This is a genomic window from Pseudomonas serboccidentalis, assembly GCF_028830055.1.
Taxonomy (GTDB): Bacteria; Pseudomonadota; Gammaproteobacteria; order Pseudomonadales; family Pseudomonadaceae; genus Aquipseudomonas; species Aquipseudomonas serboccidentalis.
Genome location: NZ_CP101655.1, coordinates 1,065,174 through 1,082,853, shown reverse-complemented (window position 1 = coordinate 1,082,853; position 17,680 = coordinate 1,065,174). Strand labels below are relative to the sequence as shown.

Annotated in this window: 23 protein-coding genes; 10 read left to right on the top strand and 13 right to left on the bottom strand. The window is 60.7% G+C overall.

The window, feature by feature from the left end; all coding sequences use genetic code 11:
- Positions 1-113: 113 nt before the first annotated feature.
- From ftsY to rpoH, 4 genes are all read left to right on the top strand, one after another.
- Positions 114-1,604, top strand: coding sequence for a signal recognition particle-docking protein FtsY (gene ftsY / locus NN484_RS04980; RefSeq protein WP_274658672.1), 1,491 nt, complete (start codon positions 114-116; stop codon positions 1,602-1,604).
- Positions 1,601-2,272: a cell division ATP-binding protein FtsE gene (gene ftsE / locus NN484_RS04975; RefSeq protein ID WP_003229148.1), complete on the top strand. Its 672-nt coding sequence runs from the start codon at positions 1,601-1,603 to the stop codon at positions 2,270-2,272. Before ftsY ends, ftsE begins: the two co-directional genes overlap by 4 nt.
- The gene (ftsX, locus tag NN484_RS04970) at positions 2,269-3,294 is read left to right on the top strand and encodes a permease-like cell division protein FtsX (protein WP_127647932.1); all 1,026 of its coding nucleotides are present in this window, start codon (positions 2,269-2,271) and stop codon (positions 3,292-3,294) included. The genes ftsE and ftsX overlap by 4 nt, the downstream gene beginning before the upstream one ends.
- A 115-nt stretch (positions 3,295-3,409) precedes the next feature.
- Positions 3,410-4,264, top strand: coding sequence for an RNA polymerase sigma factor RpoH (gene rpoH, locus NN484_RS04965; protein WP_003229146.1), 855 nt, complete (start codon positions 3,410-3,412; stop codon positions 4,262-4,264).
- A gap of 150 nt (positions 4,265-4,414) precedes the next feature.
- Here the strand turns inward: rpoH and mtgA are convergent, their stop codons facing one another.
- Positions 4,415-5,137, bottom strand: coding sequence for a monofunctional biosynthetic peptidoglycan transglycosylase (gene mtgA / locus NN484_RS04960; protein WP_115985943.1), 723 nt, complete (start codon positions 5,135-5,137; stop codon positions 4,415-4,417).
- A gap of 74 nt (positions 5,138-5,211) precedes the next feature.
- On the opposite strand from mtgA, the gene NN484_RS04955 reads away from it, so the two are divergent.
- From NN484_RS04955 to trmB, 4 genes are all read left to right on the top strand, one after another.
- Positions 5,212-5,583 carry a DUF423 domain-containing protein gene (locus NN484_RS04955; protein WP_127647931.1) on the top strand — a complete coding sequence of 124 codons (372 nt, stop codon included), beginning with the start codon at positions 5,212-5,214 and terminating at the stop codon, positions 5,581-5,583.
- A 179-nt stretch (positions 5,584-5,762) separates the two neighbouring features.
- Complete coding sequence (gene thiS, locus NN484_RS04950) at positions 5,763-5,963, top strand: sulfur carrier protein ThiS (RefSeq protein ID WP_027610571.1); 201 nt, start codon at positions 5,763-5,765, stop codon at positions 5,961-5,963.
- Positions 5,964-6,023: 60 nt separating this feature from the next.
- Entirely contained in the window at positions 6,024-6,818 is a 795-nt protein-coding gene (locus tag NN484_RS04945) for a thiazole synthase (RefSeq protein ID WP_110644432.1), read from the top strand.
- A gap of 9 nt (positions 6,819-6,827) precedes the next feature.
- Positions 6,828-7,553, top strand: coding sequence for a tRNA (guanosine(46)-N7)-methyltransferase TrmB (gene trmB / locus NN484_RS04940; RefSeq protein WP_274658671.1), 726 nt, complete (start codon positions 6,828-6,830; stop codon positions 7,551-7,553).
- 120 nt (positions 7,554-7,673) lie between these two features.
- Here the strand turns inward: trmB and NN484_RS04935 are convergent, their stop codons facing one another.
- The 10 genes from NN484_RS04935 to NN484_RS04890 all read right to left on the bottom strand — a co-directional run bounded on the left by NN484_RS04935 (position 7,674) and on the right by NN484_RS04890 (position 14,668).
- Positions 7,674-7,997 carry a DUF3392 domain-containing protein gene (locus NN484_RS04935; protein ID WP_007913629.1) on the bottom strand — a complete coding sequence of 108 codons (324 nt, stop codon included), beginning with the start codon at positions 7,995-7,997 and terminating at the stop codon, positions 7,674-7,676.
- A gap of 33 nt (positions 7,998-8,030) precedes the next feature.
- The gene (gene hemW, locus NN484_RS04930) at positions 8,031-9,236 is read right to left on the bottom strand and encodes a radical SAM family heme chaperone HemW (RefSeq protein WP_252191509.1); all 1,206 of its coding nucleotides are present in this window, start codon (positions 9,234-9,236) and stop codon (positions 8,031-8,033) included.
- Positions 9,233-9,829 carry an RdgB/HAM1 family non-canonical purine NTP pyrophosphatase gene (gene rdgB / locus NN484_RS04925; protein WP_215500648.1) on the bottom strand — a complete coding sequence of 199 codons (597 nt, stop codon included), beginning with the start codon at positions 9,827-9,829 and terminating at the stop codon, positions 9,233-9,235. The genes hemW and rdgB overlap by 4 nt, the downstream gene beginning before the upstream one ends.
- Positions 9,826-10,260 carry a DUF4426 domain-containing protein gene (locus NN484_RS04920; protein WP_274658670.1) on the bottom strand — a complete coding sequence of 145 codons (435 nt, stop codon included), beginning with the start codon at positions 10,258-10,260 and terminating at the stop codon, positions 9,826-9,828. Before NN484_RS04920 ends, rdgB begins: the two co-directional genes overlap by 4 nt.
- Before the next feature lie 26 nt (positions 10,261-10,286).
- Complete coding sequence (gene metW / locus NN484_RS04915; protein WP_127647926.1) at positions 10,287-10,907, bottom strand: methionine biosynthesis protein MetW; 621 nt, start codon at positions 10,905-10,907, stop codon at positions 10,287-10,289.
- A 7-nt stretch (positions 10,908-10,914) separates the two neighbouring features.
- Positions 10,915-12,054, bottom strand: a complete 1,140-nt coding sequence (gene metX, locus NN484_RS04910) for a homoserine O-succinyltransferase MetX (RefSeq protein ID WP_127647925.1) — start codon at positions 12,052-12,054, stop codon at positions 10,915-10,917.
- Between the two features lie 184 nt (positions 12,055-12,238).
- Positions 12,239-12,532, bottom strand: a complete 294-nt coding sequence (locus NN484_RS04905; protein ID WP_127647924.1) for a DUF167 domain-containing protein — start codon at positions 12,530-12,532, stop codon at positions 12,239-12,241.
- Positions 12,529-13,119, bottom strand: a complete 591-nt coding sequence (locus tag NN484_RS04900; RefSeq protein WP_064589644.1) for a YggT family protein — start codon at positions 13,117-13,119, stop codon at positions 12,529-12,531. The genes NN484_RS04905 and NN484_RS04900 overlap by 4 nt, the downstream gene beginning before the upstream one ends.
- 10 nt (positions 13,120-13,129) lie before the next feature.
- Positions 13,130-13,948: a pyrroline-5-carboxylate reductase gene (gene proC / locus NN484_RS04895; protein WP_127647923.1), complete on the bottom strand. Its 819-nt coding sequence runs from the start codon at positions 13,946-13,948 to the stop codon at positions 13,130-13,132.
- 33 nt (positions 13,949-13,981) lie between these two features.
- The gene (locus tag NN484_RS04890; protein ID WP_274658669.1) at positions 13,982-14,668 is read right to left on the bottom strand and encodes a YggS family pyridoxal phosphate-dependent enzyme; all 687 of its coding nucleotides are present in this window, start codon (positions 14,666-14,668) and stop codon (positions 13,982-13,984) included.
- 56 nt (positions 14,669-14,724) lie between these two features.
- Between NN484_RS04890 and NN484_RS04885 the strand changes: the two genes are divergently transcribed.
- Positions 14,725-15,759, top strand: coding sequence for a type IV pilus twitching motility protein PilT (locus NN484_RS04885; protein WP_215500652.1), 1,035 nt, complete (start codon positions 14,725-14,727; stop codon positions 15,757-15,759).
- A gap of 106 nt (positions 15,760-15,865) precedes the next feature.
- Here the strand turns inward: NN484_RS04885 and NN484_RS04880 are convergent, their stop codons facing one another.
- Positions 15,866-16,492, bottom strand: coding sequence for a C40 family peptidase (locus tag NN484_RS04880; protein ID WP_127647920.1), 627 nt, complete (start codon positions 16,490-16,492; stop codon positions 15,866-15,868).
- A 250-nt stretch (positions 16,493-16,742) separates the two neighbouring features.
- On the opposite strand from NN484_RS04880, the gene NN484_RS04875 reads away from it, so the two are divergent.
- Positions 16,743-17,174 (top strand): NINE protein, encoded by a 432-nt coding sequence (locus tag NN484_RS04875; RefSeq protein ID WP_127647919.1) that lies wholly within the window; start codon positions 16,743-16,745, stop codon positions 17,172-17,174.
- Between the two features lie 79 nt (positions 17,175-17,253).
- Here NN484_RS04875 and NN484_RS04870 read toward each other — a convergent pair whose 3' ends face one another.
- Positions 17,254-17,658 carry a hypothetical protein gene (locus tag NN484_RS04870; RefSeq protein ID WP_215500653.1) on the bottom strand — a complete coding sequence of 135 codons (405 nt, stop codon included), beginning with the start codon at positions 17,656-17,658 and terminating at the stop codon, positions 17,254-17,256.
- Between the last annotated feature and the right edge of the window lie 22 nt (positions 17,659-17,680).

The window sequence follows — 17,680 nt, the reverse complement described above, 5'->3', positions numbered from 1 at the left end:
CGACAAAATGTTGCGCGTGAACAAGCTGGATGAAACACAGTCTGTTCTGCATCGAATATTTATTTGCCGGGGCGCCCTTATGGCGCTTCGCTACCGTGAGATAGCCGTCCTCCATGTTTGGTTCCAACGACGACAAGAAGACCCCAGCTGCGGCTGGCGAGAAGAAAAGCCTGTTCGGATGGCTGCGTAAGAAACCGCAGGAACCCGTCGTCGAACAGCCGCTCGCGATGCCTGAGCCAGCCCCTGCGCCGGCGCCAGCCCTGGAAGAAGAGCCGGCGCCGATCGTTCTGCCGATTGCCGAGCCCGTGCTGCAACCGGCGGTCGAGCCTGAGCCTGAAATCCCGTTGGCTGCCGAGTTGCCACTGACCCCGGCTGCCCAGCCGTGGCTGACTTTGCCAGTGGCGGAAGAGCCGGTGGCATTGGTCGAAGAGGCCGCGCCGCACGTGACGCCGCCGATTCCAGCGCCTGCTGCGTTCGTCCCTGAAGTCGCTCCGGCGCCGTTGGTGGAACCGGTTGTCGAGCCAGCGCCGGTTATCCCTGAACCCGCTGCGCCGGTATTCGTTGCTCCGGTTGCTCCGCAGCCTGCCCCAGCACCGGTTGTCGCTGCTCCAGTCGCGCCGGTTGCCGTGGTCGCTGAAACCCCGGTCGAGGCCCCGCGCACCGAAGAAACCAAGGCCGGCTTCTTTGCCCGCCTCAAGCAAGGCTTGTCGAAAACCAGCGCCAGCATTGGCGAGGGCATGGCCAGCCTGTTCCTCGGCAAGAAAGCCATCGATGACGAGCTGCTCGATGATCTGGAAACCCGTCTGCTGACCGCTGACGTTGGCGTCGAAGCCACTACGCAAATCATCCAGCGCCTGACCCAGAAGGTTGCGCGCAAGGAGCTGGCGGACTCTGACGCGCTGTACAAATCGTTGCAGGCCGAGCTGGCCGCGATGCTCAAACCGGTCGAACAACCGCTGAAAATCGCCTCGCAGAACAAGCCGTTCGTGATTCTGGTGGTGGGCGTCAACGGCGCCGGCAAGACCACCACCATCGGCAAACTGGCGAAGAAGCTGCAACTGGAAGGCAAGAAAGTCATGCTGGCTGCCGGTGACACCTTCCGCGCCGCTGCCGTCGAGCAGCTGCAGGTCTGGGGCGAGCGCAACAAGATCCCGGTGATCGCCCAGCACACCGGTGCCGACTCCGCTTCGGTGATCTTCGACGCCGTGCAGGCCGCCAAGGCCCGTGGCATCGACGTGCTGATCGCCGACACCGCCGGTCGTCTGCACACCAAAGACAACCTGATGGAAGAACTGAAGAAGGTTCGCCGGGTAATCGGCAAGCTCGACGCCGACGCGCCGCACGAAGTGCTGCTGGTGCTCGACGCTGGCACCGGTCAGAACGCCATCAACCAGGCCAAGCAATTCAACCAGACCGTCGAACTGACCGGCCTGGCGCTGACCAAGCTCGACGGCACCGCCAAGGGCGGGGTGATTTTCGCCCTGGCCAAGCAGTTTGGCCTGCCGATCCGCTACATCGGCGTCGGTGAGGGCATCGACGATCTGCGTACCTTTGAAGCCGAACCCTTTGTCCAGGCACTGTTTGCCGAGCGGGAGCGTTCATGATTCGTTTCGAACAGGTCGGTAAACGCTACCCGAACGGTCACGTCGGCTTGCATGAGCTGAGCTTTCGAGTCCGTCGTGGCGAGTTTCTGTTTGTCACCGGTCACTCCGGTGCCGGTAAATCCACGCTATTGCGCCTGTTGCTGGCGATGGAGCGTCCGACCAGCGGCAAATTGCTGCTGGCCGGACAGGATCTGAGCACCATCAGCAACGCCCAGATCCCGTTCCTGCGCCGGCAGATCGGCGTGGTGTTCCAGAACCACCAGTTGCTGTTCGATCGCACGGTGTTCAACAACGTCGCGCTGCCGCTGCAGATTCTCGGGCTGTCCAAGGCCGAGATCGCCAAGCGCGTCGATTCGGCGCTGGAGCGCGTGGCGCTGTCGGATAAAACCGATTTGTACCCGGGCGACCTGTCCACCGGTCAGCAACAGCGCGTCGGCATTGCCCGCGCCATCGTTCACCGTCCGGCCCTGCTGCTGGCGGACGAACCGACCGGTAACCTCGACCCGCGTCTGGCGGCCGAGATCATGGGCGTGTTCGAAGATATCAACCGGCTGGGCACCAGCGTGCTGATCGCCAGTCACGACCTGGCCCTGATTGCGCGCATGCGTCACCGCATGCTGACCCTGCAACGCGGCCGCTTGATCGGCGACGGGGAGGCCGGCGTATGAGTGCGACACGCAGTCCGAAGGTTTCCGAGCGCGTGGCCCCGAAGGCCGCCGACCCGCAACCGCCGAAGAAGAAAAAACACGACGATGACGACGGCCCGGACTTTTCCACGCTGTTGCATTCGTGGATCGAAAGTCACCGCGCCAGCTTGCTCGACAGCCTGCGTCGCCTCGGCAAGCAGCCGATCGGCAGCTTCTTCACCTGCATGGTGATGGCCGTGGCGTTGAGCCTGCCAATGGGGCTGTCGCTGCTGATCAACAACGTCGAGCGTCTCGGCGGTTCGTGGCAGCGTGCGGCGCAGATTTCGCTGTATCTGCAACTGGACGCCACGCCGGAGCAGGGCGAGTCGTTGCGCGAGCAGATCAAAGGCATGCCCGGCGTGGCTGAGGCTGAATATGTCGGTCGCGATCAGGCGCTGGAAGAGTTCCAGCAGCAGTCGGGTCTGGGCGAAGCCCTGCGCGAACTGCCGGAGAACCCGCTGCCGGGTGTGGTGCTGGTGACTCCTAACGAAGTCGACAAGCCGACCCTGGAAGCATTAAGACAAAAACTTTCCGAGCTGCCCAAGGTACAACAGGCGCAACTTGATCTAGTCTGGGTCGAGCGTCTGGCTGCCATCCTCAAGCTCGGTGACCGGTTTGTCTTCGGTCTGACGGTGCTTTTGGTTTCTGCATTACTTTTGGTGATAGGCAATACCATTCGTCTTCATATTGAAAACCGCCGCACAGAGATAGAAGTGATTAAACTCGTCGGCGGCACCGACAGTTATGTGCGTCGTCCCTTCCTTTATATGGGCGCGTTGTATGGTTTCGGTGCGGGGGTTCTGTCCTGGGGTGTGCTGGCGTTCGGCCTGAACTGGCTGAACGATGCGGTGGTTGGACTGGCCGGCTTGTACGGCAGTGATTTCGCGCTGGCCGGAGTGCCAGTTGCCGACGGTCTGTCGCTCTTGCTTGGCGCGGTGCTGTTGGGTTATATCGGTGCATGGATTGCAGTCGCACGTCATCTCAGGGAGCTGGCGCCGAAGTAGAATCTTTTTTGCGCGTGATTGACCTTGCGGTTTTTTTGGGAACTTGTACTTGAATTCCCGGTCAATTTTTCGCAGTGCCGAGAGGCACGAGTATGTAAGTGGGAGGTTTTTTCGCATGACCAATTCTTTGCAACCTGCGTACGCGTTGGTTCCGGGTGCGAACCTGGAAGCCTATGTGCACACCGTCAACAGCATTCCATTGCTGACGCCGGAGCAGGAGCGTGAACTGGCCGAGAGTCTCTACTATGAGCAGGATTTGGGGGCGGCTCGGCAGATGGTGCTCGCCCACCTGCGATTTGTTGTTCACATTGCCCGTAGCTATTCCGGCTACGGCCTGGCTCAGGCTGACCTGATCCAGGAAGGTAACGTCGGCCTGATGAAGGCCGTGAAGCGCTTCAACCCGGAAATGGGTGTGCGTCTGGTGTCGTTCGCCGTGCACTGGATCAAGGCGGAAATCCACGAGTTCATCCTGCGCAACTGGCGCATTGTGAAAGTCGCGACCACCAAGGCCCAGCGCAAGCTGTTCTTCAACCTGCGCAGCCAGAAAAAACGTCTGGCATGGTTGAACAACGAGGAAGTCCACCGTGTGGCGGAAAGCCTCGGCGTCGAGCCGCGGGAAGTGCGCGAGATGGAAAGTCGCCTGACCGGCCATGACATGGCCTTCGACCCGGCCGCGGAAGCGGACGACGACAGTGCTTTCCAGTCGCCGGCCAACTACCTGGAAGACCACCGGTACGACCCGGCGCGTCAACTGGAAGATGCCGACTGGAGCGACAACTCCAACCACAACCTGCACGAAGCGCTGGAAGTGCTGGACGAACGTAGCCGCGACATCCTCTACCAGCGCTGGCTGGCAGAAGAGAAAGCCACGCTGCACGACCTGGCGCAGAAGTACAACGTGTCGGCCGAGCGGATCCGTCAGCTCGAGAAGAGCGCGATGAACAAGCTCAAGTTGTCGATCGCCGCATAACCGGCGCTCAGGCAACAAAAAACGCCCCGATCAGCGATGATCGGGGCGTTTTCATTTAGAAGATCAAAAGATCGCAGCCTTCGGCAGCTCCTACATGGGATTGCATTTCACCTGTAGGAGCTGCCGAAGGCTGCGATCTTTTGCTTTTAATCACTGCGCCCAAGGCGCCCGACGCGAATCATCCAGCCCCAGCAAATAACTGGTCCCACCCAGCTGGCTCATCTGCTGCCGAATCCACCCGGCCCGACGCGACACATACGCCGTCGGATGGCTGGCGCTCCATACCCGAGGATTAGGCAAGACTGCCGCCAGATAACTCGCCTGCTGACGCGACAGCGATTTGGCGCTCACGCCGAAGTGATGGCGCGCGGCCGCTTCGGCGCCAAACACACCGTCGTCCCACTCGACGCTGTTCAGGTACACCTCAAGAATCCGCTGCTTGGGCCAGAGCACCTCGATCAGTGCGGTAAACCAGGCTTCCAGGCCTTTGCGCAGATAGCTGCGGCCCGACCACAGGAACAGGTTTTTCGACACTTGCTGACTCAAAGTGCTGGCGCCGCGAATCGAGCCGCCGAGTTCGTTGTGAGCCAGCGCAGCCTGGATCGCACCGAAGTCAAAGCCCCAGTGTTCGGGAAACTTCTGATCTTCACCGGCCATGACCGCGACCTTGAGGTCGTCGGAAATCTCGTCCCATGGTTTCCAGGTGCGCTGCAGGTCGATCGGTTCGCCGTCGACCCAGGACTCGATCTTGCGCTCGACCATCAGCGCCGTCCCCGGTGGCGGCACAAAACGAAACAGCAAGACCAGCAATACGCTGCCGCCCGCGAACCAGAGCAGGGCCTTCGTGAGACGACGCAAAAGTGAACGCAGCATAGAGATGGCTTGGCCGAACCGATAGAGCGGGCCATTATACAGACCCTGCCGAACGAGTCTGACTGGAGTTCCACATGCTGCGTGGCTTTCTGATGCTGGCCGCTTTCTTTGGTTTTACCGGTGTTGCGCTTGGCGCATTCGCCGCCCACGGCCTGAAAAACCGCCTGACCCCCGAGTACCTGGCGATCTTCCACACCGGCGTGACCTATCAACTGGTGCACACCTTGGCCTTGTTCGGTGTGGCGCTGCTGGCCACGCAAATTCAGGGGCGACTGGTCGCGTGGGCCGGCTTTTCCTTCGCAGTGGGCATTCTGCTGTTCTCCGGCAGCCTGTACGTGCTGACCATGACCGGTATCAGCAAGCTCGGTATCATCACGCCGTTCGGCGGTCTGGCGTTCTTGATCGGTTGGCTGTGCCTGGGGCTGGCCGCCTGGCGCCTGACCTGAGCCTGGCACCAACTTGTAGGAGCTGCCGCAGGCTGCGATCTTTTGCCGTTGTCTTTCAAGATCAAAAGATCGCAGCCTTCGGCAGCTCCTACGGGGACCGGTTTCAAGACGAATGGCTTGGGTCAGCCTGACTGATCGGGCTAGAATGCCACCCCCTAAAAATGATGGCGGCCTAGCGCATGCGCATTCAGTTGAACGGCGAATCCCTTGAACTGCCCGACGGTGAAACCGTTGCGGCCCTGATCGCCCGTATGGACCTGACCGGTCGCCGGGTGGCAGTCGAACTCAATCTGGATATCGTCCCGCGCAGCCAGCATGCCGACACCGTTCTCAACGACGGCGATAACGTCGAAGTGGTGCACGCCATCGGCGGCGGCTAGTCGCCCGGTTCGCAAGGGCACAGAATTCTGCAAGACCCTCACCCCTAAAGAGGATTCCCCATGAGCATCGTTCGTAGCGACAAGCCTTTCGTCCTGGCCGGTCGTACTTACCAGTCGCGTTTGCTGGTCGGTACCGGCAAGTACCGTGACATGGAAGAAACCCGCCAGGCCATCGAAGCCTCGGGTGCCGAGATCGTTACCTTCGCTGTGCGCCGCACCAACCTGGGCCAGATCGAAGGCGAGCCGAACCTGCTCGAAGTACTGTCGCCGGAGCGCTACACCTTCCTGCCGAACACCGCCGGTTGCTACGACGCCATCGAAGCCGTGCGCACCTGCCGCCTGGCCCGTGAGCTGCTCGACGGCCACAACCTGGTGAAGCTGGAAGTGCTGGCCGACCAGAAAACCCTGTTCCCCAACGTGATCGAAACCCTCAAGGCCGCGGAAACACTGGTCAAGGAAGGCTTCGACGTGATGGTTTACACCAGCGATGACCCGATCATTGCCCGTCAACTGGCGGAAATCGGCTGCATCGCGGTCATGCCGCTGGCCGGTCTGATCGGTTCCGGCCTGGGGATCTGCAACCCGTACAACCTGCAGATCATCCTTGAAGAAGCCAAGATCCCGGTGCTGGTGGATGCCGGTGTCGGGACGGCTTCCGACGCCACCATCGCCATGGAACTGGGCTGTGATGCGGTGCTGATGAACTCGGCCATCGCCCACGCTCAGCAGCCGGTGATGATGGCCCAAGCCATGCAACACGCGATCGTCGCGGGCCGTCTGGCCTACCTCGCCGGGCGCATGCCGAAAAAACTCTATGCCAGCGCCTCTTCGCCGCTGGATGGTCTGATCAAGTAAGAGCCATTGATGACTGAATCGAACGACACGCCTATCCAGACGGAAGAAGGCGACGAGCGCCAACACCGCCGCATCAAGAGTTTCGTGATGCGCGCCGGGCGCATGACCGAAGGCCAGCAGCGTGGTCTGGACCAAGGCGCGCCGCTGTACGTGCTGCCGCTGGCCGACGCGCCGGTGGATTACGATCAAGTGTTCGGCCGTTCGGCGCCGCGCTCGCTGGAGATCGGTTTCGGCATGGGCCACTCGCTGCTGGAAATGGCTGCGGCCGCGCCAGAGCAGGATTTCATCGGCGTTGAGGTTCACCGTCCGGGTGTCGGCGCGCTGCTCAATGGCGTGCTGACCCAAGGCCTGACCAACCTGCGGGTCTACGATTGCGACGCGATCGAAGTGCTAAACCGTTGCATCGCCGACAACAGCCTCGATCGCCTGATGCTGTTCTTCCCGGACCCGTGGCACAAGAGTCGTCACCACAAGCGGCGTATCGTTCAGGCGTCCTTCGCCGAACTGGTGCGCAGCAAACTGAAGGTTGGCGGCATCCTGCACATGGCCACCGACTGGGAACCGTACGCCGAATACATGCTGGAAGTGATGAACGTCGCCCCGGGCTACCGCAACCTCGCCGAAGACGGCAAGTGCGTGCCACGCCCGGCCGAACGCCCGATCACCAAGTTCGAACGCCGCGGCGAACGTCTTGGGCATGGCGTGTGGGATCTGAAGTTCGAAAAACTGTCCTGAGTCCCGCGGACTTTCCAATGTAGGAGCTGCGGCACGCTGCGATCTTTTGATCTTGATTGTTAAGATCAAAAGATCGCAGCGTGCCGCAGCTCCTACAGTTGTTTTGGGTAGGCCGAAAGATCAGCGGCGGTCGGCTACGACGCCGATCAGGACGAGCACCACCAACAACACCGGCGCCAGGCTGTAGTTGTTGAACTGGCTCAAACCCTTGATAACCCACGGCGTGGCGTAAATCAGCGCTGCGCCGCTGCCGATCACGCACAGCAGCGCCATCAGCGGTACGCGCAGGGCGCCGGCGATGCTGCCCAGGCGTTGCTCGACCCAGCCTTTGAAGTCGGCGCCGAACAGCACCAGCAGGCAGCCCACCAGGGCCAGGGCGATTTCCGAGAGGTTGCTGCGGCTCCAGCGGGACACGGTGGCGAGCAGGTCGAGTATCAAATCCATGCGTTTTTCCTTAGGGCAGCCGTTGAGGTGGGCTCAGCTCAGAAATTTCTGCAGCAAGTCGTTGAGGAACAGTTGTCCGCGCTCGGTGGCCGCCAGACGTGACGGTTCGACCTGCATCAGGCCGCTTTGTTCGGCCTCGCGGCGGTGTTCAGCGAGACTTTCCAGTGGCAGGCCGGTGCGCTCCGGATACAGGTGCGATTCCACCCCGGCGGTCAGGCGCAGGGCATTCATCAGGAACTCGAACGGCATCTCGTCATTGTTCAGGGCTTTTTCGCCGGCCTGGAAGCTCTTGGCCGGGTTGAGATAGTCCTTCGGCAGGCGCGTCTTCCAGGTGCGCACAATGCGCCCGTCCGGGTGGCTGAGCTTGCCGTGAGCGCCGGCACCGATGCCGATGAAGTCGCCGAAACTCCAGTAATTGAGGTTATGCCGCGCCGGGCGTCCGGGCTGGGCGTAGGCGGATACTTCGTATTGCGCGTAACCGTGCTCGGCTAACAACGCCTGCCCGGCTTCCTGAATGTCCCACAGCGTGTCGTCTTCCGGCAGTACCGGCGGCTGGTTCCAGAACACCGTGTTCGGCTCCAGTGTCAGCTGATACCAGGAAATGTGCGTCGGTTTCAGCTCGATGGCCTGGCGCAGGTCGCTCAAGGCGTCTTCCAGCGACTGATCGGGCAAGCCATGCATCAAGTCGAGGTTGAAGTTATCGAACCCGGCCTGTCGCGCCATGCCGGCCGCGCGCACGGCTTCGTCACCGTTGTGAATGCGCCCAAGGGCTTCAAGTTTCTGCTGCTGAAAACTCTGGATGCCGATCGACAGGCGATTGATCCCCAGTTTGCGATACGCGACGAACTTCTCTTGTTCGAAGGTGCCGGGGTTGGCTTCCAGGGTGATCTCGATGTCGTGGGCGAACGGAATGCGTTGCTCGACGCCTTTGAGCAAACGCCCAAGCGCCTCGGCACTGAACAGGCTCGGCGTGCCGCCCCCGAAGAAAATCGAGCTGATTTCACGGCCGTAAACGGCGTGCAGGTCCTGATCGAGATCGGCCAGCAACGCGTCGACGTATTCCTGTTCCGGCAGTACGGGGCTGGCGGTGTGCGAGTTGAAATCGCAATACGGGCATTTGCGCACACACCACGGGATGTGGATATACAGCGCCAGGGGCGGCAACGTTGGCAGCGGCGCCCGAGGCGAAGAGGCGGCGCCGCCGATGATCAGCGACGACGCAGAGGGGCTGTCGGTCATTTCAGGCCCAGACGCTGGCGCAGCAGATCCATTGCACGGGCGCGGTGGCTGATCTGGTTCTTGTCGACCGGGCTCAGTTCGGCGCTGGACACCTCACGCTCCGGCACCCAGAACAACGGGTCATAGCCGAAACCGTGCTCGCCGCTGGCCGCGGTCAGGATGCGCCCGTGCCACAGGCCTTCGCAAAGGATCGGCAGCGGATCGTCGGCATGCCGCACCAGTGCCAGCACGCAGACAAACTGCGCGCCGCGCTCGGCTTGCGGCACGTCTTTGAGGGCGTCGAGCAGTTTGGCGTTGTTCGCCGCATCGCCCTTGCCGTCGGCGTAGCGCGCCGAATAGATGCCCGGTGCACCGCCAAGGAAATCCACCGCCAGACCGGAATCGTCGGCCAGCGCCGGCAACCCGGAGATGCGCGAGGCATTGCGGGCCTTGAGGATCGCGTTCTCGACGAACGACAGGCCGGTTTCTTCCGGCTCGACCTTGCTCCATTCGCCGATCGAGCGCAGTTGCACCGAATCGCCGAGCATGGCCTGGAGTTCCTTGAGTTTGCCGGCGTTATGGCTGGCCAGTACGAGTTGCTTGAGGTTCATCATTCGCCGGGGAAAAGCTCTTGGTTGAAATTGATGGTGTTGATCTTGTCGCCGTTCTGCACCTTGATTTCAAAGGTGCGGGTTTCCTGCTGCTCCACCGGGTACTGGGCGATGTAGTAGATCGCGCCCTGTTCGGTGACCTGGCGGAAGTTCAGCGGCACGCTCTGGCTGGTCAGGTCTTTGACCGTGCCGGTAACGGTGGCGCTCAACGGTTTGCCGTCCTTGATCACCGAGACGTTGATCACGCCCTGGTTCTTGCTGCGGACAAGTTCCGCCGCCTTGGCGATGTCGGGCGTCAGGAAGGTGGAATTGAAGGTGTTGTAGTGCACGGTAACGTCACCGAACACTTCCTTGCGTTCGCCCTTGATGGCATCGGCGGCCACCGCCGACAGACTCAGGCAGGCGGCCAATAGCACAGTAATCAAGCGACCCATGATCGTTCTCCTCGAATTGTCGTGGTTCAGACCGCGACCCGATGATCTGCAAGCACCGGGCTGCTGACGCGGTAGATACCAATCTCACCTAACAGATTAGGCCATAGCTTACTGGCCCACCCGTGCCGGTGCTGTTGATCCACGGCAAGCCGATCAATGACCTTCGCATCACGTTCGCGACAAAGTTCTTCAAAGTCTTCGAAGGTGCAGAAGTGGATATTCGGCGTGTTGTACCAGGTGTACGGCAGAAACTCCGACACCGGCATGCGGCCCTTGCTCGCCAGGTACCAGCGGCAGCGCCAGTGACCGAAGTTGGGGAAGGTGATGATGCACTGGCGACCGACCCGCAGCATTTCGTCGAGGATCTTGTCCGGGTAATGCACGGCCTGCAGCGCCTGGGTCATCACCACGATGTCGAAGCTGTTGCTGGCGAAGTTGCCAAGGCCCTTGTCCAGGTCCTGCTCGATGACATTGACGCCTTTGGCCACGCACTCGGCGATGTTGTCCGCGTCGTTTTCCAGGCCATAACCGGTGACCTGCTTGTGGTCGCGCAGCCAGGTCAACAGTTCGCCGTCGCCGCAACCGAGGTCGAGCACGCGGCTGCCGGCGGGGATCCATTCCTGGATGATTTCCAGATCAGCTCTCATGGCTTGTTCACACCGTAATTCGGTTCATGTAATTGCCGAACGCCTGCAAATAGCGCGGGATCGGAATCAGGAAGGCGTCGTGGCCCTGCGGGGCGTCGATTTCCAGATAGCTGACGTCTTTGCGTGCCGCCATCAACGCGTCCACCAGCTCCCGCGAGCGGGCCGGGGAGAAGCGCCAGTCGGTGGTGAACGACATCACGCAGAACCTGGCCGTGGCGTTCTCGAAGGTTTTCGCCAGGTTATCGTCGAAGTTCGCCGCCGGATCGAAGTAATCCAGCGCCTTGGTCATCAACAGATAGGTGTTGGCGTCGAAACGGCCGGAGAACTCTTCGCCCTGATAACGCAGGTAGCTTTCGACCTGGAACTCGACGCTGTGGAAATCGTAGTTGAGCTTTTCGCTCTTCAGGCCGCGACCGAATTTCTCGCCCATGGAGTCGTCGGACAGGTAGGTGATGTGCCCGACCATCCGCGCCAGCATCAGCCCGCGCTTGGGGATCACACCGTGTTCCTGGAACGAGCCGCCATGGAATTCCGGGTCGGTGAGGATGGCCTGGCGCGCCACCTCGTTGAAGGCGATGTTCTGCGCCGACAGTTTTGGCGCCGAGGCGATGGCCAGGCAGTGCCGCACGCGATCCGGGTAGGTGATGGTCCACTGCAGGGCCTGCATGCCACCGAGGCTGCCGCCGATCACCGCGGCGAACTGGCGGATGCCGAGCAGGTCAGCCAGACGTGCCTGGCTGTGCACCCAGTCTTCCACGGTGAGCACCGGGAAGTCGGCACCGAACGGCTTGCCGGTGTCCGGGTTGATGCTGCTTGGGCCGGTAGAGCCGTTGCAGCCGCCCAGATTGTTCAGGCTGACCACAAAGAATTTGTGGGTGTCGATCGGTTTGCCCGGGCCGATGCAGCTGTCCCACCAACCGGGCTTGCGGTCGTCGGGGCTGTGATAGCCGGCGGCATGGTGATGCCCGGACAAGGCGTGGCAGATCAGCACGGCGTTGCTCGCCTGTGCGTTCAGCGTGCCGTAGGTTTCGTAGATCAGGTCGTAGGCGGGCAGCGAACGGCCACAGGCCAAGGCCAGGGGTTCACTGAAGTGCGCCGTTTGCGGCGTCACCAGACCAACAGAATCGGGGGGAAAGGCAGCTGGCATCGACCCTGCTCTCGTTGAAATGAGGCGTAAGTCTAAAGACCGGTGGGGTTAGCGGCAAGCAACGATCGGGCCTGATTTCATTCAGCGAGACCGAGGTGAAGCCTTCGCGAGCAAGCTCGCTCCCCCATTGGAATGCGATCCCCTGTGGGAGCGAGCTTGCTCGCGAATGGGGCGACTGGGTGGATCAGACCGGACGCGCCAGCCCCGGCAAATCCGGCAGCTTCTTCGGCGAGCAGATCTTCACCCGTTTCTGCCGGTTCAGCTCGCCGCTGAGCAAACTGACCTGGCTCTTGGACACCCCAAACGCCTTGGCCAGAAAGCCCATCAGATAAGCATTGGCCTTGCCCTCGACCGGCGGCGCGGTGAGGCGGATCTTCAGGCGATCACCGTGCAGCCCGGCGAAATCATCGCTGCGGGCTGCCGGTTGCAGATGACATTCGAGGATCAGGTCGTCCCCGTCCCAGCGAAACCAGCTCACATCAGCAGGCGCAGGATTTCCGGCATCATCGTCATCGCCGCGAGGTTATTGATCACCAGCATGTCGATCAGCTTCAGCGCCAGAAACGCGAAGATCGGCGACAGGTCCAGACCGCCGAGGTTAGGCAGAATCTTGCGGAACGGTGCCAGCGCCGGCTCGCAGATCTGGTTCACCAGTTCTGCGCCCGGATTGTGGCTGCCCGGGGCGACCCACGACAGGATCACGCTGATGATCAGGGCGAAGAAGAAGATCTTCAGGAACAGCGCGGTCACGCCGATGATCGCCCAGATAAACAGCTGCAGCGGGTTGCCGGTGGTGCCGTAGGTCAGCAGCAGGGTCAGGGCCATCAGTGCCAGTTGCACCAGAATCGCCAGGACCAGCGACGACATGTCCAGGCCGAACAGGCTCGGGATGATCCGGCGCAGTGGCTTGAGCAGCGGCTGGGTGGCCTTGACCACGAACTGGCACAGCGGGTTGTAGAAGTTCGCCCGCACCAGTTGCAGGACGAAGCGCAGCAGCACGATCAGCAGGTACAGGCTGCCGAGGGTTTGCAGCACGTAAACCGCTGCGGTGTTCAATCCAATCATGTAAGGCTCCTTATTTGCCCAGTTGTTCGGCCATTTCGGCCGAGCGGTGCGCGGCGGCGCCGAGTGCTGTTTCGACCAGGGCTTCGAAGCCGCCGGCCTGGAACGATTTGATTGCGGCCTCTGTGGTGCCATTTGGCGAAGTCACGCGGCGGCGCAGCTCGGCAGCGTCTACATCGCTGGAGACCGCCATGTGCGCGGCGCCCAGAGCCGTTTGCAGGGTCAGTTGCTCAGCGATTTCCTTCGGCAGGCCGAGTTTGACGCCAGCGGCGGTCATCGCTTCGATCAGCAGGAAGAAATACGCCGGGCCGGAACCGGAGACGGCGGTGACCGCATCGAGTTGCTGTTCTTCGTTCAGCCACAGCGCGATGCCCACGGCGGACAGCAGCTCTTCGGCCTGCTGACGCTGCTCGGCGGTCACTTCGCTGGTGGCGTACAGGCCACTGACGCCCTGACGCAGCAGCGCCGGGGTGTTCGGCATGCAGCGCACGATCGGCTGCTCGCCGAGCCAGGCGGTCATGCTCGCGCAGGTGATGCCGGCAGCGATCGAGACCACCAACTGATGCGGTTTCAGGCTTGGGCGGATGGCTTCGCACACGGCTTTCATGGCCTGTGGCTTGACCGCCAGCACGATCACGTCGACGCCATCGATGGCCTGAGCATTGTCGGCGAAGGTTTCGATGCCGTGTTCGGCGCTGACGCGTTTGCGGGTCTCTTCGCCCGGATCGCTGGCGCGGATGTGGCTGGCTTGCAGACCCTTGGCGCGCAGGCCGCCGATCAGGCTGGCGGCCATGTTGCCGGCACCGATAAAGGCAATACGTGTGTTGCTCATGTCAGGTCCTTATTCAGAGATATGTCAGCCATGTCATGGCTGGCCGTAGTCGCGAGCACCAAACAGGGCGGTACCGATCCGCACCCAGGTGGCGCCTTGGGCGATGGCCGACTCGAGGTCGTGGCTCATGCCCATGGAAAGTGTGTCGAGCGGCAGATTCAGGCTGGCCTGCAAACGTTGCACGGCAGCGAAAGCGGCGTCCTGTTCGGCGCGATCTTCGGTCGGCTCGGGAATCGCCATCAGCCCGCGCAATTTCAGTCGGGGCAGGGCGCTGATGGCCTCGGCCAGCGCCGGCAGGTCGGCCGGGGTGCAGCCGGACTTGCTGGCTTCACCGCTGACGTTGACCTGAATGCAGATGTTCAACGGCGGCAGCTCGGCCGGGCGCTGTTCGGACAGGCGTTGGGCAATTTTCAGGCGATCCACGGAGTGCACCCAGTCGAAATGCTCGGCAATGGCGCGAGTCTTGTTCGATTGAATGGGGCCGATGAAGTGCCAGATCAAGGGCAGGTCGGCCAGTTCGAGCTGTTTGCCCAGGGCTTCCTGCAGATAGTTCTCGCCGAAATCACGCAGGCCGGCGGCGTAGGCTTCACGCAGGGCCTGCGCCGGTTTGGTCTTGCTGACGGCCAGCAACTGGATGCTGTGTTGATCGCGGTTTGCAGCTTTGGCCGCTGCCTGGATACGCGAACTAACCTGAAGGATGTTGTCTGCTATCGTGGACATCAAGAGGCGCCGGCGGTCTGAAGGTTCGCGGCATTCTACTGGAATTGAGGGACGCAATGGATATCACTGAACTGCTGGCGTTCAGCGCCAAACAGGGCGCTTCCGACCTGCACCTGTCGGCCGGCCTGCCGCCGATGATCCGCGTCGACGGTGATGTGCGGCGGATCAATCTGCCGGCGCTGGATCACAAGCAAGTGCATGAATTGATCTACGACATCATGAACGACATCCAGCGGGTCGACTTCGAGAAACACCTGGAAACGGATTTCTCGTTCGAAGTCCCCGGTGTGGCGCGCTTTCGGGTCAATGCGTTCAACCAGAACCGCGGCGCCGGCGCGGTGTTCCGCACCATTCCCTCGAAAGTGCTGAGCATGGAAGACCTCGCCATGGGCGATGTCTTTCGCAAGATCACCGACGCGCCGCGCGGGCTGGTGCTGGTGACCGGGCCGACCGGTTCCGGCAAGTCGACCACGCTGGCGGCGATGATCGATTACCTCAACACCCATCGGCATCACCATATCCTCACCATCGAAGACCCGATCGAGTTCGTTCACGAATCGCGCAAATGCCTGATCAACCAGCGCGAGGTGCACCGCGACACCCGCAGCTTCGCCACTGCGTTGCGTTCGGCGCTGCGCGAAGACCCGGACGTGATTCTGGTGGGCGAGATGCGCGACCTGGAAACCATTCGCCTGGCCCTGACCGCCGCCGAGACGGGGCACCTGGTGTTCGGCACCCTGCACACCACCTCGGCGGCGAAAACCATCGACCGGGTGGTGGATGTGTTCCCGGGGGACGAGAAGTCGATGGTGCGTTCGATGCTGTCGGAATCGTTGCTGGCGGTGGTCTCGCAGACCCTGATCAAGAAGATCGGCGGTGGGCGGGTGGCGGCGCACGAGATCATGCTGGGAACGTCGGCGATCCGTAACCTGATCCGCGAGGACAAGGTGGCGCAGATGTATTCGGCGATTCAGACCGGTGGGTCGTTGGGGATGCAGACACTCGACATGTGCCTGAAGGAGCTGGTGACCAAGGGCTTGATCAGTCGCGAGCATGCGCGGGAGAAGGCGCGTACACCGGATAATTTCTAAATGCCAAAAGCAAAAGATCGCAGCCTTCGGCAGCTCCTACAGGGAAATGCTGATCCCAATGTAGGAGCTGCCGAACGCTGCGATCTTTTGATCTTGCTTCGAAAGCTTAACGTTGAACCACGCGCATCTGCTTGCCGCCAGGCTCTTTCGGCAACACACGCTTGGCAACCACGTAGTGCTGCTCCCAATACGGCTTGTTCAGCGTATCGATGCTCACCGCTTTGCCACGACGCGGTGCATGGATGAAGCGGTCGTTGCCCAGGTAGATGGCAACGTGGTTGACCCGACGGCTCTTGATGTTGAAGAAAATCAGGTCGCCCGGCTTCAGATCCTTGCGCTCGACTTTCTCGCCATGACCGCTGGCCATGGCGTTGGAGGTGCGCGGCAGGTCGAAGGTGGCGTCGTTGAACGCATATTTCACCAGGCCGCTGCAGTCGAAGCCTTTACTTGGGCTGCTGCCGCCCCAACGATAAGGAGTACCGAGGACGTTCACCGCACGGCTCAGGACGTTGCTGCTTTCCTTGTTCGCCATCGGCGGAACCAGCTTGCCGTGATTGTTGCTGGCGAGCGTGGTGTGTTTCGTTTGTTTGCTGCTCTTGCTCGAAGGAGCCGAAGCATGGGATTTAGGGGTAAAACCGTTAACGTTGGGAAGACGTTGCTCACGATTGGTGGCGTGGGCGGCCAGTGGCATTAATAGGCAAATAGTTAGCCATGTCTTGAAAAATGGTCGCATTAGGCGTGGCTCTTAGGTGGTAGCGCGCAACTTTATAACAGCTTTTTTGTCCCTTCCGAGGCCGTTTGTCGATTCAACCCGGGGGTCAATTTCGCCCAACAAGCAGCAATCAGGTGCAATTGTCGGACAGAACCCAGGCCCCACAAGGCTTTGAGCAAGGTGTAACGCCCGCGAACCACTTGTCGGCTCGACACAAAAAAGTCACACAGATGCAGAAAAAATTTATCTATCGACGCTAAAGAGGCCATTCATGAACCGCTATCAGCAGGTTGCTCAACCCCAGGATACGCACAGCAAAGTGATCGGTTATCTGCTGTGGATTTTCGGCTTTACCGGCGCTCACCGTTTTTATTACGGCAAGCCGGTGACCGGGACGATCTGGTTTTTCACCTTCGGTTTGCTGGGCATTGGCTGGCTGATCGACGTGTTTCTGATCCCGGCGATGGATCGCGAGGCGGATCTGCGTTTCACCGCAGGACCGATCGAGTACAACGTGGCGTGGATTCTGCTGACGTTTCTGGGGGTGTTCGGTGTGCACCGGATGTACCAGGGCAAGTGGATCAGCGGTTTGCTGTATCTGCTGACCGGCGGCTTGTTCTTTATCGGCGTGTTGTATGACTTCTGGACGCTGAACGATCAGGTCTCGGTGCGTAACGCCGAAGGGCGCGGCGCCTTTCAGTAAGCGATGGCGAGGGGGCAGATCGTCGACGCACTTCGCGCGCTGGCAGGCAACCCCCTCGACATCCTGTCTTGCATTTATGTTATTTCAATTGTGCGATGGTTTGCATTTGGAAAACGACAAATGTAATGGCAGTGACGCCATAAAGTATTGCGATGACGGCGTGATTGGGTATGGACCAATACACAATCCTGTCCACCAAAATCAGTAGCGATACTGTTGCAATCAAGTATGCTGATATTTTCAGTAATAAAGCCGCAAACGAGTTGGCGCATGCCCAGCGTAATAAGAGAATCTGCAGTAGGTGCGTTAGTGCCAGTATCAGAAAAACCATCAGCGTTACACCAATGGGCAGGCCGATTGAATCCTGGCTTACGTCATATGTTCCTGCTTTGAGATTTTTTATTAGTATGAGTACTCCTGCGCCAGATGTAAGTGCGAGAACGATCGGGTACAAATAACTTATTAGTCTGTAAGTTCTTCTCATTCGCTCTCCGTTGTGCAGATGT

What these genes read in the sequence shown, in the direction of transcription:
- NN484_RS04880 (WP_127647920.1), bottom strand. Translation starts at nt 16,492, where the DNA reads ATGCGACCATTTTTCAAGACATGGCTAACTATTTGCCTATTAATGCCA.
- hemW (WP_252191509.1), bottom strand. Translation starts at nt 9,236, where the DNA reads ATGACCGACAGCCCCTCTGCGTCGTCGCTGATCATCGGCGGCGCCGCC.
- NN484_RS04920 (WP_274658670.1), bottom strand. Translation starts at nt 10,260, where the DNA reads ATGGGTCGCTTGATTACTGTGCTATTGGCCGCCTGCCTGAGTCTGTCG.
- thiS (WP_027610571.1), top strand. Translation starts at nt 5,763, where the DNA reads ATGCGCATTCAGTTGAACGGCGAATCCCTTGAACTGCCCGACGGTGAA.
- ftsY (WP_274658672.1), top strand. Translation starts at nt 114, where the DNA reads ATGTTTGGTTCCAACGACGACAAGAAGACCCCAGCTGCGGCTGGCGAG.
- NN484_RS04945 (WP_110644432.1), top strand. Translation starts at nt 6,024, where the DNA reads ATGAGCATCGTTCGTAGCGACAAGCCTTTCGTCCTGGCCGGTCGTACT.
- ftsE (WP_003229148.1), top strand. Translation starts at nt 1,601, where the DNA reads ATGATTCGTTTCGAACAGGTCGGTAAACGCTACCCGAACGGTCACGTC.
- NN484_RS04885 (WP_215500652.1), top strand. Translation starts at nt 14,725, where the DNA reads ATGGATATCACTGAACTGCTGGCGTTCAGCGCCAAACAGGGCGCTTCC.
- NN484_RS04870 (WP_215500653.1), bottom strand. Translation starts at nt 17,658, where the DNA reads ATGAGAAGAACTTACAGACTAATAAGTTATTTGTACCCGATCGTTCTC.
- NN484_RS04955 (WP_127647931.1), top strand. Translation starts at nt 5,212, where the DNA reads ATGCTGCGTGGCTTTCTGATGCTGGCCGCTTTCTTTGGTTTTACCGGT.
- rdgB (WP_215500648.1), bottom strand. Translation starts at nt 9,829, where the DNA reads ATGATGAACCTCAAGCAACTCGTACTGGCCAGCCATAACGCCGGCAAA.
- NN484_RS04890 (WP_274658669.1), bottom strand. Translation starts at nt 14,668, where the DNA reads ATGTCCACGATAGCAGACAACATCCTTCAGGTTAGTTCGCGTATCCAG.
- NN484_RS04875 (WP_127647919.1), top strand. Translation starts at nt 16,743, where the DNA reads ATGAACCGCTATCAGCAGGTTGCTCAACCCCAGGATACGCACAGCAAA.
- proC (WP_127647923.1), bottom strand. Translation starts at nt 13,948, where the DNA reads ATGAGCAACACACGTATTGCCTTTATCGGTGCCGGCAACATGGCCGCC.
- NN484_RS04900 (WP_064589644.1), bottom strand. Translation starts at nt 13,119, where the DNA reads ATGATTGGATTGAACACCGCAGCGGTTTACGTGCTGCAAACCCTCGGC.
- metW (WP_127647926.1), bottom strand. Translation starts at nt 10,907, where the DNA reads ATGAGAGCTGATCTGGAAATCATCCAGGAATGGATCCCCGCCGGCAGC.
- ftsX (WP_127647932.1), top strand. Translation starts at nt 2,269, where the DNA reads ATGAGTGCGACACGCAGTCCGAAGGTTTCCGAGCGCGTGGCCCCGAAG.
- metX (WP_127647925.1), bottom strand. Translation starts at nt 12,054, where the DNA reads ATGCCAGCTGCCTTTCCCCCCGATTCTGTTGGTCTGGTGACGCCGCAA.
- NN484_RS04935 (WP_007913629.1), bottom strand. Translation starts at nt 7,997, where the DNA reads ATGGATTTGATACTCGACCTGCTCGCCACCGTGTCCCGCTGGAGCCGC.
- mtgA (WP_115985943.1), bottom strand. Translation starts at nt 5,137, where the DNA reads ATGCTGCGTTCACTTTTGCGTCGTCTCACGAAGGCCCTGCTCTGGTTC.
- rpoH (WP_003229146.1), top strand. Translation starts at nt 3,410, where the DNA reads ATGACCAATTCTTTGCAACCTGCGTACGCGTTGGTTCCGGGTGCGAAC.
- trmB (WP_274658671.1), top strand. Translation starts at nt 6,828, where the DNA reads ATGACTGAATCGAACGACACGCCTATCCAGACGGAAGAAGGCGACGAG.